Raw genomic sequence first — 22,464 nt, forward strand, 5'->3', positions numbered from 1 at the left:
CTCCTTAGCTTGAGAAATCTGTGATGACAGCTACGCCAGGCGGGGCTGCCTTGTCAAACGCCGCAAGTTCTGACGTCACCGCGCTGAGCGCGATGCGGCGGGTCACCAACGGGTTCAGGTCGACATGACCGCCCTCAATCAGGCTGAGCAGGCTGGGATAGCACCAGCTCGGCATGCCGCGCGTGCCGTAAATCGCCAGCTGCCCGGAATAGACCACATCCATCGGAATCGGCATGGTCGCGTGATCGCCCGCAGGCATCCCCACCTGAACCAGCCGCCCGAGTTTGCGCAGGGATTTGAGCGCGCCGATGGTTGTGGCCGCAATGCCCAGGGCCTCAATCGCAAGATCGGCCCCGCCGCCGGTGATCTCTTTCACAACGCTCGCGGCATCGACCTGCGCCGCATTGACCACCGCATCGGCGCCAAGCGCCCTGGCATAGGCCAGTTTTTCGGGAACGATATCAACCACCACGACGCGCGCGCCAAGCGCTCGCCCCAGCAACAGCGCCGAAATTCCAACACCACCACCCCCAAAAACCGCCAGCCATTCCCCCGGCCGCAGGGCCGCGCGCCCGGTCAGGGCGTGCCAGGCGGTTGTCACCCGACACCCCAGACCAGCGGCCAACTCGGGGCTGATCCCTGTCGGCAAGGCGGTCAGGTTGGCATCGGCAAAGGGCACGGCAATCTGTTCGGCAAAGGCGCCCGGAATGGTAAAGCCCGGCACCGCCTGATCTAGACAGATCGTCTGATGTCCGGCGGCGCAATCGGGGCAAGCGCCACAGGCCAAAATGAAGGGCGCAATAACCCGGTCGCCGATTTGCCAGCGAGTGGTGCCTTGACCGACGCCAATCACCTCGCCGCAAAATTCATGGCCCGGCGTATGCGGCAGCGCCACATCAGGATCGGCCCCGACCCAGGCATGCCAGTCAGAGCGGCAAACGCCACAGGCCAGAACCTTGAGAACCACGCCACCCTTGGGGGCTTCAGGATCGGGCACGTCAACGATTTCAAGCGGTTCCCGCCAGGCCGTCAGCCGGGCGGCCCGCATCAGCCCAGCTCCACCGAGTAGCTTTCGATCACGATATTGGCCAGAAGCTTTTCACACATATCGGTGACGGCTTTGCGGGCCTCGGCCTCGTCGGTCTCGGCCAGATCAAGCTCGATCACCTTGCCCTGGCGAACGCCGTTCACCCCGTCAAAGCCCAAGGACCCAAGCGCGTGGCGCACGGCCTCGCCCTGTGGATCGAGAACCCCGGTTTTCAACATGACATGCACGCGTGCTTTCATGGCGTCTTTCCTATGTGGTCTGGCGGCGCGTATCGCGCCGGATGGTCATTGGGCGCAAAGCCGCGCCCTTAGTTGATAAGCGTCGGCCGCGCCATCGGGGTGGCCCCTTTGGGCATGACGCCAAGACGGTTTGCCACCTCGGTATAGGCATCCGTGAGGCTGCCGAGATCACGGCGGAACACGTCCTTGTCAAGCTTGCGACCGGTTTCGATATCCCACAAACGACAACTGTCGGGGCTGATCTCATCGGCAACGATCAGGCGCTGGAAGTCGCCATCATAGACGCGGCCGACCTCAATCTTGAAATCCACTAGCTTGATGCCGATACCGAACATCACACCGGCCATGAAATCATTGACCCGCAGCGCAAGGCTGAGGATATCGTCCATATCCTGCTGGCTGGCCCAGCCAAAGGCGGCGATATGCTCTTCTGTCACCAGAGGATCGCCAAGCGCATCATCCTTGAGGCAATATTCGACAATCGGGCGCGGCAGTTGCGTGCCCTCTTCGATGCCAAGCCGCTTGGCCATGGAGCCTGCGGCATAGTTGCGCACGATGATTTCAAGCGGCACAATTTCACAGGCGCGCACCAGTTGTTCGCGCATATTGATCCGCTTGATGAAATGCGTCGGCACGCCAATCGTGTTCAGCCCGGTCATGAAATATTCCGAAAGCATGTTGTTAAGCACGCCCTTGCCTTCGATCACCGCCTTCTTTTCGGCATTGAAAGCGGTGGCATCATCCTTGAAATACTGAATGATCGTGCCGGGTTCTGGCCCTTCATAGAGGGTCTTTGCCTTGCCTTCGTAAATTTTCTTGCGCCGCGCCATGCCAACTCCGCCGGTTGGGTCAGGGGCCGAGTCCCCTGTACCGTTGCGCTCTCATAGTGCATGGGCGGCATTGTCGCAAGATCACGTTGGCCCCTTGCCCTTTGGCGCACAGAATTGCATATCTTGATAGAGATTAATCCTTGGCTAATGGGGAATGGACCTATGACCACATTCGATGATCGCGAAAACGCGTTTGAAAATAAATTCGCCCATGACGAGGAAATGAAATTCCGCGCCGAGGCCCGCCGCAACAAGCTTTTGGGCCTCTGGGCGGCGGAGCTTCTGGGCAAGACCGGCGATGATGCCGATGCCTATGCCAAAGAGGTCGTCAAAGCCGATTTCGAAGAGGCCGGCCACGAAGACGTCGTGCGCAAGGTCGCCGGTGATCTTGGTGATATCGCCGATGCCGATACGATCCGCGGCAAGATGAACGAATTGCTCAAGATCGCCAAAGATCAGCTGATGAAAGAAGCCTAAGCGCCTCTTCTCCTGAAACACCAAAGACAGGCGCGCCCCCGCAGGTGCGCCTTTTTCATGACCGGTAAATGTGTCAACACCCGGCCCAATCGGAACCAACCTCACAATTGTCATGAGAAATATGAGTTTGCGCCAGGCCGGCATTCATGAGAGGACACCCGGCACACTTATCCAGGACACCCCCCATGACAAATGCCCTTTCCCAGATGCTGGCCGCGCGCGACTGGATCCTCGCTGATGGCGCCACCGGGACCAATCTTTTCAACATGGGCCTGCAATCGGGCGATGCCCCCGAGATGTGGAATGATGAGCATCCCGACCGGATCGAGCTTTTGTACAAACAGGCGGTCGATGCCGGCAGCGATCTATTCCTGACCAATTCTTTTGGCGGCAACGCGGCGCGCCTCAAACTGCACGGTGCGCAGAAACGCGCGCGCGAGCTGTCGCGCATTTCCGCAGAGATTGGCCGCGAGGTGGCGGACCGCTATGATCGCCCGGTGATCGTGGCCGGCTCTGTCGGTCCCACCGGCGAGATCATGGCCCCGATGGGCGCGCTGACCCATGAGCTTGCGGTGGAAATCTTTCACGAACAGGCCGAGGGTCTGAAAGAAGGCGGGGCCGATGTGCTCTGGCTGGAAACCATTTCCGCGCCCGAAGAATACAAGGCTGCCGCCGAAGCCTTCAAACTGGCCGATATCCCCTGGTGTGGCACCATGAGTTTTGACACCGCCGGGCGCACGATGATGGGTCTGACATCGGCCGATATGGTGAATATGGTCGACAAGCTTGGCAACACGCCGCTGGCCTATGGCGCAAATTGCGGGGTTGGCGCGTCGGATCTGTTGCGCACCGTGCTTGGCTTTGTCGCCCAGGGCAGCGAGCGCCCGATCATTGCAAAAGGCAATGCCGGCATCCCGAAATATCATGACGGGCACATCCATTACGACGGCACGCCCGATCTGATGGCAGACTATGCGGTTCTGGCGCGCGATGCCGGGGCGACGATTATCGGCGGCTGCTGTGGCACCATGCCCGAGCATCTGTCGAAAATGCGCGAGGCCCTGGAAACCCGCCCGCGTGGCGAACGCCCGACGCTGGATCAGATCACCGATGCGCTTGGGGCGTTTTCCTCGGCGGCGGATGGCACCGGCGATGACACCCCCGCGCCGCGCCGCAATCGCCGCCGCCGCGCTTAGCGATTGGCTCTTCGCGCCCTTACGTGCGCGCCTCGCGAGGCGGGCTGTCAGGCCTGACGAGCCTCATCCGAAAAGCGACATTTGATCGCCCCGTTGAAACGGGCGATCAAACAGATCGGTGCGAAGCCCCGGCTGAGGCCCATTGAGCCCGAGCCGCGTCGCCGCGGCCTCGAATCGACGCGCGATAAGGCGCGCATAAACACCGCTGCCGCGCATGCGCCTGCCCCAATCGGCCTCATATACCTTGCCGCCGTGCATTTCGCGCACCCGGTTCATCACCCGGTTCACACGGTCGGGGTAATGCGCCGTCAGCCAGTCCTGGAAAAGCGGCGCCACCTCAAGCGGCAGCCGCAGCATGATCCAGCTCGCCGCATCCGCCCCCGCCTCGCGACCGGCAGCAAGCAGCGTCTCGATCTCATGATCCGTCAGCCCCGGAATAACCGGTGAGGTCATGATGCGCACCGGCACCCCCGCCCCGCTCAACGCGCGAATTGTGGCCAACCGCCGCTTGGGCGACGGCGCCCGCGGCTCAAGCTTGCGCGCAAGATCCGCATCAAGCGAGGTCACCGAAACACCAACCCGCACCAGCCCCTGTGCCGCCATATCCGACAGAATATCGAGATCGCGCTCAATCAGCGTGCCCTTGGTCACAATTGCCACCGGGTGCCGGAACCGGCGCAAGACCTCAAGACAGGCGCGGGTGATCTCTCGGTTCTGCTCGATCGGCTGATAGGGGTCGGTATTGGTGCCAATCGCAATCGGGCGCGGCGCATAACGCGGGTTGCGCAACTCTGCATCCAACAGCGCCGCCGCATTGGGCCGCGCAATAAGCCGGGTCTCGAAATCCAACCCCGGCGATAGCCCAAGCCAGGCATGGGTCGGGCGGGCAAAGCAATAGATGCACCCATGCTCGCAGCCGCGATAGGGATTGATCGACCGGTCAAACGGAAGATCAGGCGAGCGGTTATAGGTTATGATCCGGCGCGCGACCTCATCGCTGACATGGGTGCGCAGCGGTTGCTCTGTCGTCTCCTGCGCCCAGCCATCGGGCTCATAGCGCGTCTCGGTCGCCTCATAGCGACCGGCGAGATTGCTGCACGCCCCGCGAGCAGCGACCCGCAGGCCGGGCGATATCGATTCACTCTCGGACATGTGAAATTTATGGAACATAAAGGGAACATATGCAACAGGCTTATATAGATCATGACAATTTCGACGTGGGGTGCTCCGCAATTTGTCGCTATAAGTCGGTTGCAGGACGGCCAGTGTCGTATTCCGGAAAGTGGACCCGCGACAAATTGTCGAAAGCTGCACAAGACACAAACACTCCGTGCCCCGCGCGCACAGCAATCTGAGGATTCCCGAAATGTCTGACCAAGAAGACGACATCATCCTGTCGGAGCTGGACAATGAAGAACTTGTTCAGCAGATGTTTGACGACCTTTACGACGGTCTCAAGGAAGAGATCGAGGAAGGCGTGAATATCCTTCTTGAGCGTGGCTGGCAGCCCTATCAGGTGCTGACCGAGGCACTTGTCGGTGGGATGACCATCGTTGGCAAGGACTTCCGCGACGGAATCCTCTTTGTCCCCGAGGTGCTCCTGGCCGCCAACGCAATGAAGGGCGGCATGGCCATCCTCAAACCGCTTCTGGCCGAAACCGGCGCCCCGCGCGTTGGCAAGATGGTGATCGGCACGGTCAAGGGCGACATTCACGACATCGGCAAGAACCTTGTCTCGATGATGATGGAAGGCGCCGGCTTTGAGGTTGTCGATCTCGGCATCAACAATCCGGTCGAGAATTACCTTGAGGCGCTCGAAACCGAAGAGCCCGACATCCTTGGCATGTCGGCGCTTTTGACCACCACGATGCCCTATATGAAGGTTGTGATCGACACGCTGATCGAACAGGGCAAGCGCGACGATTACGTGGTTCTGGTCGGTGGCGCACCGCTGAACGAAGAATTCGGCAAGGCCATCGGCGCCGATGCCTATTGCCGCGATGCCGCCGTGGCCGTGGAAACCGCCAAGGATTTCATGGCGCGCAAACACAACAAGCTCGCCGCAGGCTAAGCTGCGCAGCCGCGTAAAAGCGTGACGGCCCGCGGTCATTTGCGGGCCGTATTCGCGAGAGGAGCCGCCATGACCAAGCCACCAAGCGATGACACCCTGACCCATAGCGGCCTTGAGGCACACCACGGCGGGCGCATCCTGCTGATTGCCTGCGGGGCCCTGGCGCATGAAATCCTGACGCTCAAACGGCTCAACGGGTGGGATCACATGGATCTGACCTGCCTGCCCGCCAAACTGCACCTCTACCCCGACAAGATCACCGAGGCGGTTGCAGAGGCGGTTGAAAACAATCGCGCCGCTTACGATCATATCTTTGTGGTCTATGCCGATTGCGGCACCGGTGGCCAGCTAGCGGCGAAATGCGCCGACCTCGGCGTCGAGATGATCGCAGGCCCGCATTGCTATTCTTTTTTCGAGGGCAATGATGCCTTCGCGGCACGTGGCGATGATGACATGCGGGCGTTTTTCCTGACCGATTTTCTGGTCCGCCAATTCGATGCTTTCGTGTGGAAACCGATGGGGCTTGATCGCCACCCCGAATTGCGTGACATGATTTTCGGCAATTACACCACGCTGATCTATCAAGCACAGACCGAAGACCCGGCGCTGCTCAGCAAGGCACGCGCCTGCGCAGACCGGCTTGGCCTCGCGTTTGAATACCGCTTTACCGGCTACGGTGACCTTAAGACATCACTTGAAAATCAGGCATCAAAATACTGAAATATTTCATCTTTCCAAAAATACTCTGGGGAGTTTGAGGGGTGAAACCCCTCATCAAACCAAACCTGCGCGCCAACGGCGCACCGCCTGGTCACCCCCGTCAGGCCGCCTCACTCGCCACCAGACGAATCCGTTCGATCATCGCGCGAAGCCCGTTTGAGCGTTGCGCCGACAGGTGATCATTAAGCCCAAGCCGCCCAAGCTCGCCGGGCGCATCCACGGTCGTGACCTCACCCACTGGCAGGCCGTTGTATAACGCGCGCAGCACCGCGATCAGACCGCGCACGATCATCGCGTCGCTATCGCCCTCGAAACTGAACTTCCCCGCCTCGATACGCGGATGCAGCCAGACCTGACTGGCACAGCCCTCGACCTTGGTGGCGGGCACCTTCAACGCATCCTCAAGCCCCGGCATCGCCTTGCCATAATCAATGACATAGCGATAGCGGTCTTCCCACTCCTCCAGAAACTCGAAATCGGCAACAATCTCTTCAAATGTCTCGGTGGCCATCGCGTGCTCCTCATTGGTTGCTGCAAGACCTAAGTGCCGCATTGATCAACGTCCAGTCCCAGCTTGCACCTTTTCAACCCCGCCCGGATAGGGTAACCGAAGGAAAAGATGTCAAAGGCGGTACTGATGCGCATCCTTCTTGCACTCACGATGGTTTCTTCGATGGCTCTTGCGGGCTGTGGCGGTTTGCGCGGCTCGCGGGTCAATCCGGCCAACTGGTTCGGCAAAAGCCAATCCCGCCCGGTCGCGGCGGCCTCGGCCGAAACCGTGAACCCGCTGATCCCTGAAGAGGAAGACAGTATCTTTCGCCGTAACAAGGCCGAGGTCTATGACGGCACGCCGGTGGATCAGATCACCGACCTACGGATCGAGCGCACAAGCGACGGCGCCATCATCCGCGTCATCGGGCTGAGCGCGCATCAGGGCGCGTTTGACGTGCGTCTGGTCCCTGACGACAAGGACGAACGCCCGGTCAACGGGGTGCTGAGCTACAAACTACTGGCGCTGCAACCGCAAACTCAGCCTCCGGGATCACAGCGCGCGCGCACCGTGCAGGCGGCCCAGTTCATCTCGACCCAGACCCTGGACCAGGCGCGCACCATCACCGTGACCGGCGCGCGCAACGCGCGCAGCAGCAGCCGCTAGACCCGGCTAAAGATCCACAACCTCGATCACCTGGCCCTTGACCGCCAGTGCGATTTCGCCATCGCAAAGCCGCAGGGCATCGCGGCCAAACACATCAAGCCGCCAGCCCTGCAAGGCCGCCACATCGCGCTTGCCCGCCGCCATCAGGTCTAGATCGGCCGCCGACGCAATAAGCTTGGACGCCACCCCGTAATCTTCGGTCTTGGCCTTGAGCAACACCCGCAACAGCTCGGCCAGCGCCGGGTTCACCTGTAGCTTGTCATTGCTGCTATCGACTTTCGGCGCCTTCTCGGGCGGGCAGGCCAGCCCGGCCTTGACCGCCGCCAGAATGCCATCGGCAATCTCGCCCTTGCGGGCCTCGCGCATCAAAAGACGCGAGCGCCCGAGATCCTGATGCGTCGCGGGTTTGGTCGAGGCCAGCTCGACCAGCGCATCATCCTTGTAAACCCGGCTGCGTGGCACATCGCGCGATTGGGCAAACTCTTCGCGAAACCGCGCCAGTTCCCGCACCACTGCCAGGAATTTTCCGGAAGAGTTACGGGTCTTGATCCTTTTCCAGGCGTCTTGGGGATCAACCCGATAGGTGCCCGGATTGGTCAGCACGCGCAACTCTTCGGCGACCCATTTGTCGCGCCCCGTGGTCTGAAGCTTTTTCGCAAGATATTCGTAGATGTCGCGCAGATGTGTCACATCGGCCAGCGCATAGGTTTTCTGCGCATCGCTCAGCGGGCGGCGCGACCAGTCGGTAAAGCGCGAGGTCTTGTCAACCGGCAGCTTGCAGATCTTGCGCACCAGCGTCTCGTATCCCGCCTGTTCGCCAAAGCCACAGACCATCGCCGCGACCTGACTGTCAAACAGCGGGTCGGGGATCACCCCGGCATCGACATAGAAAATTTCCAGATCCTGCCGTGCGGCGTGAAACACCTTGACCACCGATGTGTCGCGAAACAGATCATAAAGCGGTTCAAGCGACATGCCCTCGACCAGCGGATCGACCAGAACGGCGCTATCCGGGTCGTCACTCTGCACCGCCAACTGCACGAGGCAGAGCTTGGAATAATAGGTGCGCTCGCGCAAAAACTCTGTGTCGACGGTGACATAATCGTGCTTTGCGGCCATGGCGCAATAGCTGGCCAGCTCTTCGGTCGTGGTGATGGTTTTCATACCGGGTGCTCTTGCTCTTTTATGTGTGCCCTGCGGTGGTCCGGGCGCGGTATAGGTCAGATTGCGACGAGATGGAATGCCCCGCACCGTCAGGTCCCACTCAGGGCAGGAAAATCGGGGTACGATCCCCCGCCGCAAAGCGCCGCAATACGGCCGGATAAAGAATATGTTCCTGCGTCAGAACCCGCGCGGCCAGCGTTTCGGGCGTATCATCGCTCAGGACCGGCACGCGCGCCTGTCCAAGGATCGGGCCCTCATCAAGTTCTGCGGTGACCTCATGCACACTACAACCGACCTCGGCCTCACCCGCCGCAAGCGCGCGGGCATGGGTGTGCAACCCGCGATATTTGGGCAAAAGCGAGGGGTGGATATTCAGCATTCTGCCCTGCCAGGGCACCACAAATCCCGCCGTCAGCACACGCATGAAGCCCGCAAGGCAAATCAGATCGATGGCGTAGGGCACAAGCCGCGCAGCGATCTCTGCCTCAAACGCGGCGCGGTCGCCTTTAAAGGGGCGGTGATCGACCACTTCGGTCGCGATCCCCTGCCCCTTGGCCCAGTCAATCCCGCCCGCATCGGCGCGGTTCGAGAGCACAAGCGCCGGGCGCGCCGGATGATCGCCGGTCATATCCGCCACCAGGCTGCGCATGTTCGACCCACCACCCGAAAGAAAAATCGCGACGCGTTTGCTCACAGCAAGGCGCCTGTGTAACTCACTGTGCCATCACCGCGCGTGACATGGCCGATCTCGGAGACGGTTTCGCCCGCAGCTTCCAGCGCCGATTTCACCTCGGGCGCGCGCGCCGGATCGGCGACCACGATCATGCCAAGGCCCGAATTGAAGGTCTTGAGCAATTCAGCCTCGGCCATGCCGCCGGTTTCGGCCAGCCAGCGGAACACCGGCGGCAAATCCCAGGCCCCAAGATCGACCGTCGCCGCCAGCCCGTCGGGCAGAACGCGCGGCAGGTTCTCGGTCACACCGCCGCCGGTGATATGGGCCATGCCCTTGACCCCGCCCTGTTTCATCGCGCCCAGAACCGAGCGCACATAAAGCCGCGTCGGCGTCAGCAGTGCCGCGCCAAGGCTGCCCGTCGCCCAGGGACAGTCATCGCCCCAGCCAAGGCCCGACATCTCGACGATGCGGCGCACAAGGCTATAGCCGTTGGAATGCACGCCGTCGCTCGCGAGCCCCAAGAGAACATCCCCCTCAGCAATATCGCGCGGCAGGTCCTGGCCGCGCTCCATCGCGCCGACGGCAAAACCGGCAAGGTCAAAATCGCCCTTCGGGTACATGCCCGGCATTTCCGCGGTCTCGCCGCCGATCAAGGCACAGCCCGAGCCTTCGCAGCCCCGCGCAATGCCTTCGATAATGCGCGCGGCCTGATCAAGCTCTAGCTTACCGGTGGCAAAATAGTCGAGAAAGAAAAGCGGCTCGGCCCCCTGACAGATCAGGTCATTGACGCACATCGCTACCAAATCGACGCCGACACCGTCGACATGCCCGGTATCAATCGCGATCCGAAGCTTGGTGCCGACACCATCCGTCGCCGCGACCAGAACCGGGTCGTCATAGCCCGCCGCCTTGAGATCAAACAGTCCGCCGAACCCACCAAGGCCCGACATCACACCGGAGCGCTGCGTGCGTTTGGCGGCGGGTTTGATCCGCTCGACAAGCGCGTTGCCCGCATCAATATCCACACCGGCATCGGCGTAGGTTATACCCGTCTTTTTATCGGTCATGACTGTGCTCCGTCTTTCGCTTTGCCCCGGTTAGACCATCGGCCGGGCCTTCGCAATGTGAAAGCCTTGACGCCCCGCGCGCCAGCTTTTACCACGGCACTCAGGTCGGGCCTGTAGCTCAATTGGTTAGAGCAGAGCGCTCATAACGCTTTGGTTGGGGGTTCGAGTCCCTCCGGGCCTACCATTTACCTTAACTTTGGGCCGTAAATCGCTGTTTTTATGCCATTTACCGGATGCACCCACTTGATCGCCCAAGAAAAAGGGGGGCACGAGGCCCCCCAGTGTCACGGATCGGGTGGATTTTTTACCGCCCGATTGTTTTTCGCCTGTATCCCGATCCGCGTTCAGGGCGAGCGCACCCGCCCCAGAACCTGTTGCGTTTGCCCGAAGCCTTAGCTGCACCCGCTTGTCGAACCGCAGGTGTTGCATTTCATGCAGGTGCCGTTGCGCACCAGCGTGTAGTTGCCGCATTCGCCGCAAGCCTCGCCCTCATAACCCTGCAGGCGGGCCTTGGTGCGCGCATCCATGGCAACTGTGCCGGATGCCATCGCCGTGGTGGTGGTCGCCACGGTCGCGGTCATTGATCCCGGCGACGTGGCCGGCACCAGGGTTTCCAGCGCGCTGACCGGGTCCATCGCATTGTTGACAGCGCGGGCCATGTTCTGCCCACCGTTCAGCACGATAAGCTCTTGCGGCAGACGCTTGCGCAGATAGCCGGTCGAGCTGATCTGCTTGAGCACTTCAAGCGACCGGCTGGCGGCATCGCCGCTCATTTCCGAGACGTTCGACACGCCCTCTTCTTCACCTCGCCCAAGGTCGTCAAAGCTTGCGCCTTCGGGTTTGACATGCGCCAGATCGGTGCGGTCAAGATAGCTTACCGCCAGTTCGCGGAAGATATAGTCGAGGATCGAGGTGGCATTCTTGATGCTGTCATTGCCCTGCACCATGCCGGCTGGTTCGAACTTGGTGAAGGTAAAGGCATCGACGAATTCCTCAAGCGGCACGCCGTACTGAAGGCCAACCGACACGGCGATGGCGAAATTGTTCATCATCGCGCGGAAGCCGGCCCCCTCTTTGTGCATGTCGATGAAGATTTCACCAAGGTTGCCGTCTTCATATTCGCCGGTGCGCAGATAGACCTTGTGACCGCCAACAATCGCCTTTTGGGTATAGCCCTTGCGACGCCCCGGAAGCTTTTCGCGGTGCGATTTCTGGATTTCCTTGACGATGATCTTTTCAACGATCTTTTCGGCCAGAACACCGGCTTTTTCCTGCGCCGATCCGCTTTCAAGGATCTCTGCGGCATCCTCATCATCCTCGACAAGCGCAGCGGCCAAAGGCTGACTTAGTTTCGAGCCGTCGCGATAGAGCGCATTGGCCTTGACCCCAAGCGACCAGCTTAGCTCATAGGCTTTCTGACAATCCTCGATGGTAGCGTCATTGGCCATGTTGATGGTCTTGGAAATAGCGCCCGAGATAAACGACTGGGCCGCGGCCATCATGGTGATATGGCTGTTAACCGACAGATAACGCTTGCCTTTCTTACCGCAGGCATTGGCGCAATCGAAGACATGGTAATGTTCAGGCGCAAGGTGCGGCGCGCCCTCAAGGGTCATCGAGCCACAGACATGATCATTGGCCGCCTCGATATCTTTTTTCGAATAGCCAAGATGCGCCAGCAAATCAAAGGTCGGGTTGTTGAGCTGCTCGGCCGGGATGCCCAGAACATTGGTGCAGAATTCAAGCCCAAGCGTCCATTGATTAAACACAAAGCGGATATCAAAGGCCGAACCAAGAGCCGCGTCAACCTTGGCCAGTTCATTGGCGCCAAAACCATGCCCCACAAGCGAGGTGTGGTTGATCCCCGGCGCATTGCCGATGGTGCCGTGACCGACGGCATAGCTGACAATCTCTTCGATCTGCGCCGAGCCATAACCAAGCTTTTCAAGCGCGGCAGGCACCGATTGGTTGATGATCTTGAAGTAACCGCCACCGGCCAGTTTCTTGAACTTCACCAGGGCAAAGTCAGGCTCGATCCCGGTGGTGTCGCAATCCATCACAAGACCGATGGTGCCGGTCGGGGCAATCACGGATGTCTGCGCATTTCTAAACCCATGCTTTTCCCCAAGCTTGAGCGCCTCATCCCAGCTTGCCATCGCCAGATCGACAAGGCGGTTGTCGGGGCAATTGCTCAGGTCGAGCGGCACCGGCTTGACGGCAAGGCCTTCATAGCCCTCGGTCGCGCCATAGGCGGCGTTGCGGTGGTTGCGGATGACACGCAGCATGTGGTTTTGGTTGCGTTTGTAGCCCGGAAAGGCGCCCAGCTCGCCGGCCATTTCGGCGCTTGTGGCATAGGCGACGCCAGTCATGACGGCAGTCAGAGCACCACAGAGCGCGCGGCCCTCGTCGCTATCATAGCCAAGGCCCATATTCATCAGCAAGCCACCGATATTGGCATAGCCAAGACCAAGGGTGCGGAAATCATAAGAGCGCTGCGCGATTTCCTTGGAGGGGAATTGCGCCATGGTCACCGAGATTTCCAGTGTCACGGTCCAAAGCCGCGAGGCGTGGACATAGGCGTCGGCGTCAAATTTTCCGTCGCCAAAGAACTTCAACAGGTTCATCGAGGCGAGGTTACAGGCGGTATCGTCAAGGAACATATATTCCGAGCACGGGTTCGAGCCGCGAATCTCGCCGTCTTCGGGGCATGTATGCCAGGCGTTGACGGTGTCGTGATACTGAATGCCCGGATCGGCGCAGGCCCATGCGGCGTGACCGACATCTTCCCAAAGATCGCGCGCCTTGATGGTCTTGGCGACGGTGCCATCGGTGCGGTTGAGCAAGGCCCAGTCGGCATCATCCTTGACCGCCTTGAGGAAGGCATCGGTCACCCGGATCGAGTTGTTCGAATTCTGGCCCGACACGCTTGCATAGGCCTCAGAATCCCAATCGGTGTCATAGGTCGGGAATTCGATGCTCTCATAGCCCTGCTTGGCGTAATCCAGCACGCGCTTGACGTAAGTCTCGGGGATCGCGACCTTTTTGGCGCCGCGGATCGCGGATTTGAGCTGTTCGTTTTTCTTGGGATCAACCGAATCCTCGCTGCTGCCATCCCAGGCGCGGATCGCGGCAAAAATTTCGTTGAGCTTTTCCTCGTGCATCTTCGAGCCGGCAACGATGCTGGCGACTTTCTGCTCTTCTTTCACCTTCCAGTTGATAAATTCCTGAATATCGGGGTGGTCGGCATCGCAGATCACCATCTTGGCCGCACGACGCGTGGTGCCGCCCGATTTGATCGCGCCCGCCGCGCGGTCACCGATTTTCAGAAACCCCATCAGCCCCGAGGATTTACCACCGCCCGACAGCTTTTCCCCCGCGGCGCGCAGGCTTGAAAAGTTGGTGCCGGTGCCCGAGCCGTATTTGAACAGACGCGCCTCGCGAACCCAGAGATCCATGATGCCGCCATCGCCGACAAGATCATCGGCCACCGACTGAATGAAACAGGCGTGCGGTTGCGGGTGCTCATAGGCGCTCTTGGATTTGGTCAGCTTGCCGGATTGGAAATCAACATAATAGTGACCCTGGCCGGGACCGTCGATGCCATAGGCCCAATGCAGACCGGTGTTGAACCACTGCGGGCTGTTCGGGGCGGCCATCTGATTGGCCAACATGAACCGCATCTCGTCATAATAGGCGCTCGCGTCGGCCTCGGTGGTGAAATAGCCACCCTTCCAGCCCCAATAGGCCCAGGCCCCGGCGAGCCGGTCGAACACTTGCTTGGCACTGGTTTCACCAGTGGTTTCAACGCCGTCCTCTGCGGGCACCGAGCGCCACAGGAATTCCGGAACATCCTTTTCCCTGACCTTCTTGAGACGCGTCGGCACGCCGGCCTTGCGGAAATATTTCTGGGCAATGACGTCGCTCGCCACCTGGCTCCAGCCTGCGGGCACTTCGACATCGTCGAGGCGGAACACCGTGGTGCCATCCGGATTGCGGATTTCTGAGCTGGTGGTCACAAAGTTCAACGCCGCATATGCGTCGGTCCCGGAGGTGGTGAATTTTCTTTCGATCTTCATATCGACTGCCCCATGTTCAGCAATTTTCTGTTCGGCCTAAGCCATTTTTTTCCGCCCGCTCGACACGATAGGCACAATGATATCCCCTTCGCTTGCGCCCGACGCGCCGCGAAGAATATGCCCTGTACCGAGTCTGGCTATCTGGTGGATTTTACTCCCCGCCGGGCCTGACCACTATATGTTGTGTTCTTACACCCTGCTGACACAAACTGACGTATTCACCCATAGTTGGTCAACGACATTTTTCACGTTTTTTTAACAAAAATCGTTTGACTATGAGCAAGATCACATTGCCGGGTCACGCCCGCGTGATTCATTCCAGAGTTGTCCACAGGCCAGCCCCTGTCTCGCCCCAAGAAGAAGCCTTGTTCTTCGGCTGACTTAGCAGGCACAGTTGAAAAATCACTGAAAGATCGAGCGGGATTCGGAACTGACCACAACCGGGATCTTGCTGCGATGCGGCAGTACCGGGCATGCGCGACACCCTTAGGTTGCTGCCCCAGGTCAAAGTGACCCCCACGCAACACCCCCTGGCTTTGATCATCGCCAATAGCAAAAACCGCCCACTCGAAAAATGGACGATCCAAGCCGTCTAACATGGGATTTTGTGGTCGGGGCGGAGAGATTCGAACTCACGACCCCCTGTTCCCAAAACAGGTGCGCTACCAGGCTGCGCTACGCCCCGACTTGAGCGCGTATCTAAAGGCGATTCCCGCGATTGAAAAGCCCTAACTGACCGCTCCTGAATTTATCCGTCGCAGGGCCAGGCCGCCGTCTCCTGGGCAAAGCTCGGGTGACGCATCTGCCAGCCTTCGCGAATGCCGATCTTGCTGGCCAGACCACCGTTGATTTCCAGAACCGCAAAAATGTTATTTCCGCCCATGATCGGGGTTTCATCATGCGGCTGTGCATTGCTGTGCACTTTTGCGACAGTGCCGGTTTTGTCCAAAAAGATCATGTCGAGCGGGATAAGGGTGTTCTTCATCCAGAATCCAACCCGCTGCGGGTGCGGATAGACAAACAGCATGCCCGCACTTTTCGACAGGGTTTCCCGGTTCATCAGGCCCTGCGCGCGCTCGGCCTTGTCATCGGCAACCTCGACACGAAACCGCGCCATGCCCGCATCGCTGCGGAAAATCACCGCATCTTCGCGACAGTCCTCGGCCGAGGCCATCGCCCCCGCAAAGGCCAGAACACCCGCCGTTACAAGTCCGACGCCTTTATTGCCATTTCCCATCCGCACACCTCAGTTGCCATTCGGCCCCTTTTACCCTCAATCACGCGGATGGCCAATGCCTCACCGGGTTGTAAATCGGCCAAACCCGAGCGATGCAGCACTTCTATGTGAACAAACACGTCCTCATCGCGCCCAAAGGTGTTGGCAAACCCAAATCCCTTGCCCTTGTCGAACCATTTGACGCGCGCCGGTTCAAGCGGTGCCGCGCGAATGATTTCGGGGTCAATATCATCAAAATCGGCCAGCCCGCCCGTCTCTGAGACATCAGGCGGCTCGATCAGATGGACTGTAACCGCCTGACGGCCGCGCTCAGTGCTTTGCACGTCAAGTTCAACGGCGGCACGATCGGCCACCGAGCTTTGGCCAAAATTCCTCAGAACATTAGCATGCAGCAATATATCAGGGCCGCCCTCGTCGGCGACTACAAACCCAAACCCTTTGACCGGGTCGAACCACTTAACACGGCCTCTTACTCTGCGAATATCTTCGTTTTCTGTGGTCACGTTGTCCTACCTAACAGTCTTCATCCCCAAGACTGTGTTAACACTTGCGTTATAACGCCCTCCTCATGCAAGCCAAAAATAATCTTACTTTTCAGCATATTGCATTTCACGTGACGTGAAATTCATGGATTCAGACGTTGGATTTCCCAAGTTCCACCCGGAGTTTCGGTGCGCCAAACAAAGCGATCATGAAGGCGGAATGCCCCATCTGCCCAGAATTCAATCTCAACCGGTGCGATTCTGAAACCTCCCCAAAAGGGTGGGCGTGACGGGCTCGGCCCTTTTTGAGCGGTGATCCTGGCCACCTTCGCCATCAGGGTTGCGCGCGAATCCAGCGGCTTGGACTGGTCCGAGGCCCAGGCCCCAAGGCGGCTCTTGAGCGAGCGCGATGCGTAATAGGCATCCGCCTTTGCGCCCTCTTCACGCACCACCGGCCCGCGAATGCGAATCTGGCGGCGGAGCGATTTCCAGTGCAGCACCATCGCGGCCTGTCCGTTCCCGGCAAGTTCTGTGCCTTTGGCGCTGTTGTAATTGGTGTAAAAGACAAACCCGTCTTCGGCGATTTCCTTGAGCAGAACCATGCGCACATTGGGAAGCCCGCTTGCGTCAACCGTGGCCAGAGCGACAGCATTGGGATCGTTCAGTTCAGAGGATTCGGCCTCGGCCAGCCAGCGGCGGGCGATCTCGAACGGGGTGTCGCCTGCGAAAATTCCGTCTCGTTGCATGGTAATGATCTTCTCTTCTATAGGATACCCGTGACACTGGCCTCGCGCATCGTGCCGAAAATACCCATTGTTGCGGGTCTCTGCCCAAGTGGAGGGACGCGGCCCTTGATGCAATCCCGCCTATCGCCTAAAGGACAGATAACGCAGAATTGGGCCGGGGGCTGGGAATGTCAAATAATCTGATGGCGGGGAAACGCGGGCTTATCATGGGTCTTGCCAATGATAAATCAATTGCCTGGGGCATCGCCAAAGCCTGTGCCGACGCGGGCGCCGAACTTGCCTTTTCTTATCAGGGGGATGCGCTCAAGAAGCGGGTTGATCCGCTCGCCGCTCAACTTGGCTCGGATGTTGTTCTGCCCTGCGATGTCGGCGACATGGCCTCGGTTGATGCGCTGTTTACCGAGTTGGAAAAACGCTGGGGCACGCTTGATTTCGTGGTTCATGCCATCGGATTTTCCGACAAGAGCGAATTGCGCGGTCGTTATGTCGACACCAGTCGCGACAATTTCATGATGACGATGGATATCTCGGTTTATTCCTTTACCGCCGTGATGCAGCGCGCCGAGAAAATGATGACCGCAGGGGCAAGCGCCCTGACCCTGACCTATTACGGCGCCGAGCAGGTGATGCCGCATTACAATGTGATGGGCGTCGCCAAGGCCGCGCTTGAGGCCAGTGTAAAGTATCTGGCCGAGGATCTCGGCAAGGACGGTATCCGCGTCAACGCCATCAGCGCAGGCCCGATCAAGACGCTGGCCGCCAGCGGCATCGGCGATTTCCGCTATATCCTGAAATGGAACGAGCTCAACTCACCGCTGCGCCGCAATGTGACGATTGACGATGTGGGGCGCTCCGCGCTTTATCTGCTGTCGGATCTCGGCAGCGGTGTGACCGGCGAGAACCTGCACGTGGATGCAGGCTATCATATTGTCGGCATGAAAGCAGTTGACGCGCCTGACATCGACGCGACCTGAGCGCGCAGGGCCCCGTGATGACCTGGCTCGATCTTCTGGCATTCAATGCGGTTCTGGCCGCGGCCCTGCTAAGCCCCGGACCGGCGCTGTTGTTTGCCCTGCGCACCGCGCTTGCGGATGGGCGCGCCTCGGGGATTGCGGCGGGTCTGGGGCTAGGCGCGGTTGCGGCGGGCTGGACGCTGGCGGCACTACTTGGGCTTGAGGGGGTGTTCGCGGTCTTTCCCTGGGCCTATGCCCTGCTCAAGACCGCCGGGGCGATCTACCTCCTCTACATCGCCTTTGCCACATGGCGCGGCGCCAAAGACGTGATTGGCCCCTCTGCCCGGCCACGCGGCCGGGCGTTTGTTGATGGCGCGCTGATCAACCTTGGCAACCCAAAGTCGGTTTTATTCGCCGCCTCGGTGCTTGTCGTGATATTCCCCAAGGGGCTTGGCGCCACAGAGATCGCGTTGATTGTCGCCAATCATGCGCTGGTCGAATGGCTGTTTTACGGGGTCTTTGCCCTGTTGCTTTCGGGCGCCTCGGCGCGCCGGGCCTATCTTGGCACCAAGCCGGTGATTGATCGCGCTGCGGCGCTTGTGATGGGCGCCCTGGGATTGAAACTTTTACTGGACAGGTGACAGAGATGAGCGATTGGCTTCCACACGAAAAGGGCTTTCACGTCAGCTGGGATCAGCTTCACCGCGACGCCCGCGCCCTTGCATGGCGCTTGCAGAACGTCGCCCCCGAGGGCGGCTGGCGCGCGGTCGTGGCGATCACCCGTGGCGGCATGGCGCCCGCAATGATCGTGGCGCGCGAGCTTGATATTCGCATCGTCGACACGATCAGCGTCAAATCCTATGACCATCAGACCCAAAGCGAGCCACGGGTGATCAAATCCCCGGACAGCGAGATTGTCGGCGATGGAACTGGCGTGCTGATCGTCGATGACCTTGTCGATACCGGGCGCACCCTGGAAGTGGTGCGCCAGCATATGCCAAAGGCGCATGTGGCCACGGTCTATGCCAAGCCGATGGGCCGCGCACAGGTCGAGACCTTTGTCACCGAAGTGAGTCAGGACACCTGGATTTTCTTTCCCTGGGATATGGCTTTGCAATACGTTGAGCCTTACCGTGGCAAGTAACCGCGCGGCTCTTCGCGCCCTTGCGTGCCCGCCTCGCGAAGCGGGCTGAGAGGCCCGAAGAGCACCCCGCTATCCGGAGATGAAATATGTCCCTGCCCCGCACTGCCTGCACCTTCAGCCCGCCCGTGATGGAGGCGCGTCGCTGGCTTGACGGGGCAGACTTTCCGCCCGATCGCCCGCTGATCAACGTGAGCCAGGCCGCCCCGGTCGAGCCCCCGCCCGAGGCCCTGCGCCAAGTGGTGGCCGAGGCCGCGCTCAGCCGTCCCGAGGCGCATCTTTATGGCCCGGTCCTTGGCCTGCCCGAGCTGCGCCAAGAAGTGGCGCAGCAGTGGAGCGCCTCTTACGGTGGCACGCTTGCGGCCGAGAATGTCGCCATCACTTCGGGCTGTAATCAGGCGTTTTGCGCGGCGATCACCGCGCTTTGCGGCGAAGGCGACGAGGTGATCGTGCCGACGCCCTGGTATTTCAACCACAAGATGTGGCTCGACATGGCCGGTGTGCGCTCGGTTCCTTTGCCCGCCGGGGCCGAATTGCTGCCTGATCCGGATCAGGCCGCCCGCCTGATCACCTCGCGCACCCGCGCCATTGTTTTGGTGACCCCCAACAACCCCGGCGGGGTCGAATACCCGGCGGACCTTCTGCGCGCGTTTTTCGAGCTTGCGCGGTCCTGTGGCATTGCCCTGATCGTCGATGAAACCTATCGCGATTTTGATGCACGCCCCGGCGCGCCGCATGATCTTTTTCACGATCCCGACTGGCATGATACGCTTATTCAGCTGTATTCGTTCTCCAAGGCCTATCGCCTGACCGGGCACCGCGTTGGGGCCATGGTCGCAAGCCCCACACGCCTTGCCGAGGCGGAAAAGTTTCTCGATACCGTCACCATCTGCCCCAATCAGCTTGGCCAGATCGCGGCCCTCTGGGGGATGCAGAACCTGGGCCAGTGGCTTGCGGGCGAGCGCGCCGAAATTTTGGACCGGCGCGCCGCGATTCATGACAACATGCCGATCCTGCTGGCGCAGGGCTGGCGGCTTCTGGGCTGTGGCGCCTATTTTGCCTATATGGCGCATCCGTTCACCCTGCCCTCGGATCAGCTTGCGCCGAAACTGGTTCGCGAGGCCGGTATCCTGCTCTTGCCCGGCACAATGTTTCAACCCGAGGAACACCCGTCAGGGCAACGCGAAATGCGCATCGCCTTTGCCAATCTTGACCGCTCCGGGATCGCAACGCTGTTCGAACGGCTGGCAGCCCTACGCTGGCCTCTTGCCCCGGCGGGTGTCAACGCGTAGACAGTCGCGCAAACGCGGTTTCAGACAAGACGTACAGGGGGTCACATGGCGGGCAACGGCATCACGAAAACACTGGTCTGGATCCTGATGGGCCTGTTGATCATCGGGCTTGGCGGCTTTGGGGCGACCAACCTGTCGGGCCATGTCCGCAGCATCGGCGCCGTCGGCAAGACCGATATCGACGTCACCACCTATGCCACCGCCCTGCAAAACGAAATTCGCGCGCTTGAGGCCGAACGCGGCGAAGCCATAAGCTTTGCCCGCGCCCAGGCCCTCGGGGTTGATCAGCAGGTTTTGTCACGGCTTGTCTCGGCCGCTGCGCTGGAAAATGAAACCGACCGCGTCGGCATTTCCATCGGCGATGAGAACCTGCGCGACCAGATCGTCGATATCCCCGCCTTTCAGGGCCTCGACGGCACGTTTGACCGCGAGGCCTATGCCTTTGCCCTGCAACAGGCGGGCATGAATGAGGCCAGCTTTGAGGATAATATCCGCTCCGAGACCGCCCGCACCCTGTTGCAGGCGGCGGTGGTGTCGGGCGTTCAGGTGCCCACCTCCTACATGGATGCCATGCTTGGCTATCTGTCCGAGCGGCGCAGCCTTGCCTTTGCAACCCTTGAACGCAGCGATCTTGCGACCGGCCTTCCGGTGCCCTCCGAAGAGGACCTGAAAACCTATCATCAGGGTCACCTGCCCGATTTCACCACACCGGAAACCAAAAAGATCACCTATGCCTGGATCACCCCGACGATGATTCTGGACACGGTCGAGGTGGATGAGACCACGCTGCGCGAGGCCTATGACGACCGCAGTTCGGATTTCAACCGGCCCGAACGCCGTCTGGTCGAGCGCCTGATTTTTTCCGATACCGAAGCAGCGCAAGCCGCGATGAAACGCATCGACGAAGGCGTGATGTTTGAAATGCTGGTGTCCGAACGTGGCCTTGAACTGGCCGATATCGACATGGGCGATGTCTCGGCTGCCGATCTCGGGCCTGCGGCGGATGTGGTCTTTGGCGCCACTGCGGGCGAGGTGGTCGGCCCGGCCGAAACCGGCCTTGGCCCGGCGCTTTTCCGGGTGAATGCAGTGCTCGGCGCCGAAACCACCAGCTTTGAAGAGGCCAGACCCGAGCTGCGCGCCGCCCTTGCCGCCGACCGGGCACGCCGGGTGATTGATGCACAGATCGAAACGGTCGATGACCTTCTGGCCGGTGGCGCCACACTTGAAGAAATCGCCGATGAAACCGACCTTGTGCTTGGCCAGATCGACTGGCACCCTGGCCTGAGCGAAGATATTGCCGCCTATGACGCGTTTCGCACCGCCGCCGCCGAGGTGACCGACGCGGATTATCCCGCGGTTGCCAAGCTTGAGGATGACGGCATTTTCGCGATCCGGCTCGATGCCATCGAAGAGCCGCGCATTCAGCCGCTGGAAGACGTGCGCGACGCCGTGGTGCAGGGCTGGCGGGCGCAGGCCACGATCGAGGCGCTGCGCAGCCAAGTCGAAAGCCAGGTGACAGACTTGCAGGCCGGCGCGTCGTTTGACAATCTCGGGCTTGAGGCGACAGTGGTCGATGACCTCACGCGCCGCAGCTATCAGGCCGACGCCCCTGCCGAATTCATCGAAACCGTGTTCGGCATGGAAAAGGGCGAGGTCCGCGTGATCGAAGGCGCCGGGCGTCTGTTTGTTCTCAGGCTCGACGATATCCTGCCCCCTGCGCAAGAGGATGAAGACCTTCAGCGCCTGCGCGAGGCCCTGCGCGATCAGGTCGCTGCGGATCTAAGCCAGGATCTCTTTCAGGTGCTGGCCGATGACATTCGCAACCGCGCCGGTGTAACCCTTGATCAGGCCGCGATGAACGCCGTGCATTCCAATTTCAACTAAGGATCTCGTGCC

23 protein-coding genes and 2 tRNA genes are annotated in these 22,464 nt (G+C 60.2%); 11 read left to right on the top strand and 14 right to left on the bottom strand.

The window, feature by feature from the left end; translation table 11 throughout:
* Nucleotides 1-4 precede the first annotated feature (4 nt).
* The 3 genes from BMZ91_RS08340 to purC form a co-directional block, all read right to left on the bottom strand.
* A complete protein-coding gene (locus tag BMZ91_RS08340; RefSeq protein WP_092836988.1) occupies nt 5-1,048 on the bottom strand; it encodes a zinc-dependent alcohol dehydrogenase family protein in 1,044 nt (347 codons plus the stop codon).
* Complete coding sequence (gene purS / locus BMZ91_RS08345) at nt 1,048-1,287, bottom strand: phosphoribosylformylglycinamidine synthase subunit PurS (RefSeq protein WP_092836991.1); 240 nt, start codon at nt 1,285-1,287, stop codon at nt 1,048-1,050. The genes BMZ91_RS08340 and purS overlap by 1 nt, the downstream gene beginning before the upstream one ends.
* Nucleotides 1,288-1,355: 68 nt before the next feature.
* On the bottom strand, nt 1,356-2,117 hold the full coding sequence (gene purC, locus BMZ91_RS08350) for a phosphoribosylaminoimidazolesuccinocarboxamide synthase (protein ID WP_092836994.1): 762 nt from the start codon (nt 2,115-2,117) through the stop codon (nt 1,356-1,358).
* A 162-nt stretch (nt 2,118-2,279) separates the two neighbouring features.
* Here purC and BMZ91_RS08355 point away from each other — a divergent pair, with 162 nt between their 5' ends.
* Both BMZ91_RS08355 and bmt read left to right on the top strand, forming a co-directional pair.
* Entirely contained in the window at nt 2,280-2,594 is a 315-nt protein-coding gene (locus tag BMZ91_RS08355; protein ID WP_092836997.1) for a DUF1476 domain-containing protein, read from the top strand.
* Nucleotides 2,595-2,779: 185 nt separating this feature from the next.
* The gene (bmt, locus tag BMZ91_RS08360; RefSeq protein WP_092837000.1) at nt 2,780-3,790 is read left to right on the top strand and encodes a betaine--homocysteine S-methyltransferase; all 1,011 of its coding nucleotides are present in this window, start codon (nt 2,780-2,782) and stop codon (nt 3,788-3,790) included.
* 63 nt (nt 3,791-3,853) lie between these two features.
* Here the strand turns inward: bmt and BMZ91_RS08365 are convergent, their stop codons facing one another.
* Entirely contained in the window at nt 3,854-4,942 is a 1,089-nt protein-coding gene (locus BMZ91_RS08365) for a PA0069 family radical SAM protein (protein WP_092837003.1), read from the bottom strand.
* Nucleotides 4,943-5,156: 214 nt separating this feature from the next.
* On the opposite strand from BMZ91_RS08365, the gene BMZ91_RS08370 reads away from it, so the two are divergent.
* Both BMZ91_RS08370 and BMZ91_RS08375 read left to right on the top strand, forming a co-directional pair.
* The gene (locus BMZ91_RS08370; RefSeq protein ID WP_092837005.1) at nt 5,157-5,861 is read left to right on the top strand and encodes a corrinoid protein; all 705 of its coding nucleotides are present in this window, start codon (nt 5,157-5,159) and stop codon (nt 5,859-5,861) included.
* Nucleotides 5,862-5,930: 69 nt separating this feature from the next.
* Nucleotides 5,931-6,581, top strand: a complete 651-nt coding sequence (locus BMZ91_RS08375) for a DUF1638 domain-containing protein (RefSeq protein ID WP_092837008.1) — start codon at nt 5,931-5,933, stop codon at nt 6,579-6,581.
* A gap of 100 nt (nt 6,582-6,681) precedes the next feature.
* Here BMZ91_RS08375 and BMZ91_RS08380 read toward each other — a convergent pair whose 3' ends face one another.
* On the bottom strand, nt 6,682-7,092 hold the full coding sequence (locus BMZ91_RS08380; RefSeq protein WP_092837011.1) for a SufE family protein: 411 nt from the start codon (nt 7,090-7,092) through the stop codon (nt 6,682-6,684).
* 126 nt (nt 7,093-7,218) lie between these two features.
* Here BMZ91_RS08380 and BMZ91_RS08385 point away from each other — a divergent pair, with 126 nt between their 5' ends.
* Nucleotides 7,219-7,737 (top strand): hypothetical protein, encoded by a 519-nt coding sequence (locus BMZ91_RS08385; protein ID WP_245736263.1) that lies wholly within the window; start codon nt 7,219-7,221, stop codon nt 7,735-7,737.
* A gap of 6 nt (nt 7,738-7,743) precedes the next feature.
* Here the strand turns inward: BMZ91_RS08385 and rnd are convergent, their stop codons facing one another.
* From rnd to purM, 3 genes are all read right to left on the bottom strand, one after another.
* Complete coding sequence (rnd, locus tag BMZ91_RS08390; protein WP_092837017.1) at nt 7,744-8,901, bottom strand: ribonuclease D; 1,158 nt, start codon at nt 8,899-8,901, stop codon at nt 7,744-7,746.
* Nucleotides 8,902-9,001: 100 nt separating this feature from the next.
* Entirely contained in the window at nt 9,002-9,595 is a 594-nt protein-coding gene (purN, locus tag BMZ91_RS08395) for a phosphoribosylglycinamide formyltransferase (protein ID WP_092837020.1), read from the bottom strand.
* Nucleotides 9,592-10,641, bottom strand: a complete 1,050-nt coding sequence (purM, locus tag BMZ91_RS08400) for a phosphoribosylformylglycinamidine cyclo-ligase (protein WP_092837023.1) — start codon at nt 10,639-10,641, stop codon at nt 9,592-9,594. Before purM ends, purN begins: the two co-directional genes overlap by 4 nt.
* Before the next feature lie 107 nt (nt 10,642-10,748).
* On the opposite strand from purM, the gene BMZ91_RS08405 reads away from it, so the two are divergent.
* Nucleotides 10,749-10,825: transfer RNA gene (locus tag BMZ91_RS08405), tRNA-Ile, on the top strand.
* Nucleotides 10,826-11,033: 208 nt separating this feature from the next.
* On the opposite strand, the gene BMZ91_RS08410 is transcribed toward BMZ91_RS08405, so the two are convergent.
* The 6 genes from BMZ91_RS08410 to pdxH form a co-directional block, all read right to left on the bottom strand.
* The gene (locus BMZ91_RS08410; protein WP_092837026.1) at nt 11,034-14,717 is read right to left on the bottom strand and encodes a vitamin B12-dependent ribonucleotide reductase; all 3,684 of its coding nucleotides are present in this window, start codon (nt 14,715-14,717) and stop codon (nt 11,034-11,036) included.
* Nucleotides 14,718-15,030: 313 nt separating this feature from the next.
* Nucleotides 15,031-15,192 (bottom strand): hypothetical protein, encoded by a 162-nt coding sequence (locus BMZ91_RS21420; RefSeq protein ID WP_177193822.1) that lies wholly within the window; start codon nt 15,190-15,192, stop codon nt 15,031-15,033.
* A 133-nt stretch (nt 15,193-15,325) separates the two neighbouring features.
* Nucleotides 15,326-15,402, bottom strand: a tRNA-Pro gene (locus BMZ91_RS08415).
* Between the two features lie 63 nt (nt 15,403-15,465).
* A complete protein-coding gene (locus BMZ91_RS08420) occupies nt 15,466-15,954 on the bottom strand; it encodes a DUF192 domain-containing protein (protein ID WP_092837029.1) in 489 nt (162 codons plus the stop codon).
* On the bottom strand, nt 15,921-16,457 hold the full coding sequence (locus tag BMZ91_RS08425; protein ID WP_092837032.1) for a cold-shock protein: 537 nt from the start codon (nt 16,455-16,457) through the stop codon (nt 15,921-15,923). The genes BMZ91_RS08420 and BMZ91_RS08425 overlap by 34 nt, the downstream gene beginning before the upstream one ends.
* A gap of 122 nt (nt 16,458-16,579) precedes the next feature.
* Nucleotides 16,580-17,182, bottom strand: coding sequence for a pyridoxamine 5'-phosphate oxidase (gene pdxH, locus BMZ91_RS08430; RefSeq protein WP_092837035.1), 603 nt, complete (start codon nt 17,180-17,182; stop codon nt 16,580-16,582).
* Nucleotides 17,183-17,349: 167 nt separating this feature from the next.
* On the opposite strand from pdxH, the gene fabI reads away from it, so the two are divergent.
* The 5 genes from fabI to BMZ91_RS08455 all read left to right on the top strand — a co-directional run bounded on the left by fabI (nt 17,350) and on the right by BMZ91_RS08455 (nt 22,452).
* Complete coding sequence (fabI, locus tag BMZ91_RS08435; protein ID WP_092837038.1) at nt 17,350-18,156, top strand: enoyl-ACP reductase FabI; 807 nt, start codon at nt 17,350-17,352, stop codon at nt 18,154-18,156.
* Nucleotides 18,157-18,173: 17 nt separating this feature from the next.
* Nucleotides 18,174-18,776, top strand: a complete 603-nt coding sequence (locus tag BMZ91_RS08440; protein WP_092837041.1) for a LysE family translocator — start codon at nt 18,174-18,176, stop codon at nt 18,774-18,776.
* 5 nt (nt 18,777-18,781) lie between these two features.
* Nucleotides 18,782-19,279 (top strand): xanthine phosphoribosyltransferase, encoded by a 498-nt coding sequence (gene gpt, locus BMZ91_RS08445; RefSeq protein WP_092837044.1) that lies wholly within the window; start codon nt 18,782-18,784, stop codon nt 19,277-19,279.
* A gap of 86 nt (nt 19,280-19,365) precedes the next feature.
* Nucleotides 19,366-20,568: an aminotransferase gene (locus BMZ91_RS08450; RefSeq protein WP_092837047.1), complete on the top strand. Its 1,203-nt coding sequence runs from the start codon at nt 19,366-19,368 to the stop codon at nt 20,566-20,568.
* Nucleotides 20,569-20,613: 45 nt separating this feature from the next.
* Nucleotides 20,614-22,452, top strand: coding sequence for a peptidyl-prolyl cis-trans isomerase (locus BMZ91_RS08455; RefSeq protein WP_092837050.1), 1,839 nt, complete (start codon nt 20,614-20,616; stop codon nt 22,450-22,452).
* Nucleotides 22,453-22,464 lie beyond the last annotated feature (12 nt).

Origin of the sequence: Roseovarius lutimaris (assembly GCF_900115165.1) — a bacterium.
Lineage (GTDB): Bacteria > Pseudomonadota > Alphaproteobacteria > Rhodobacterales > Rhodobacteraceae > Roseovarius > Roseovarius lutimaris.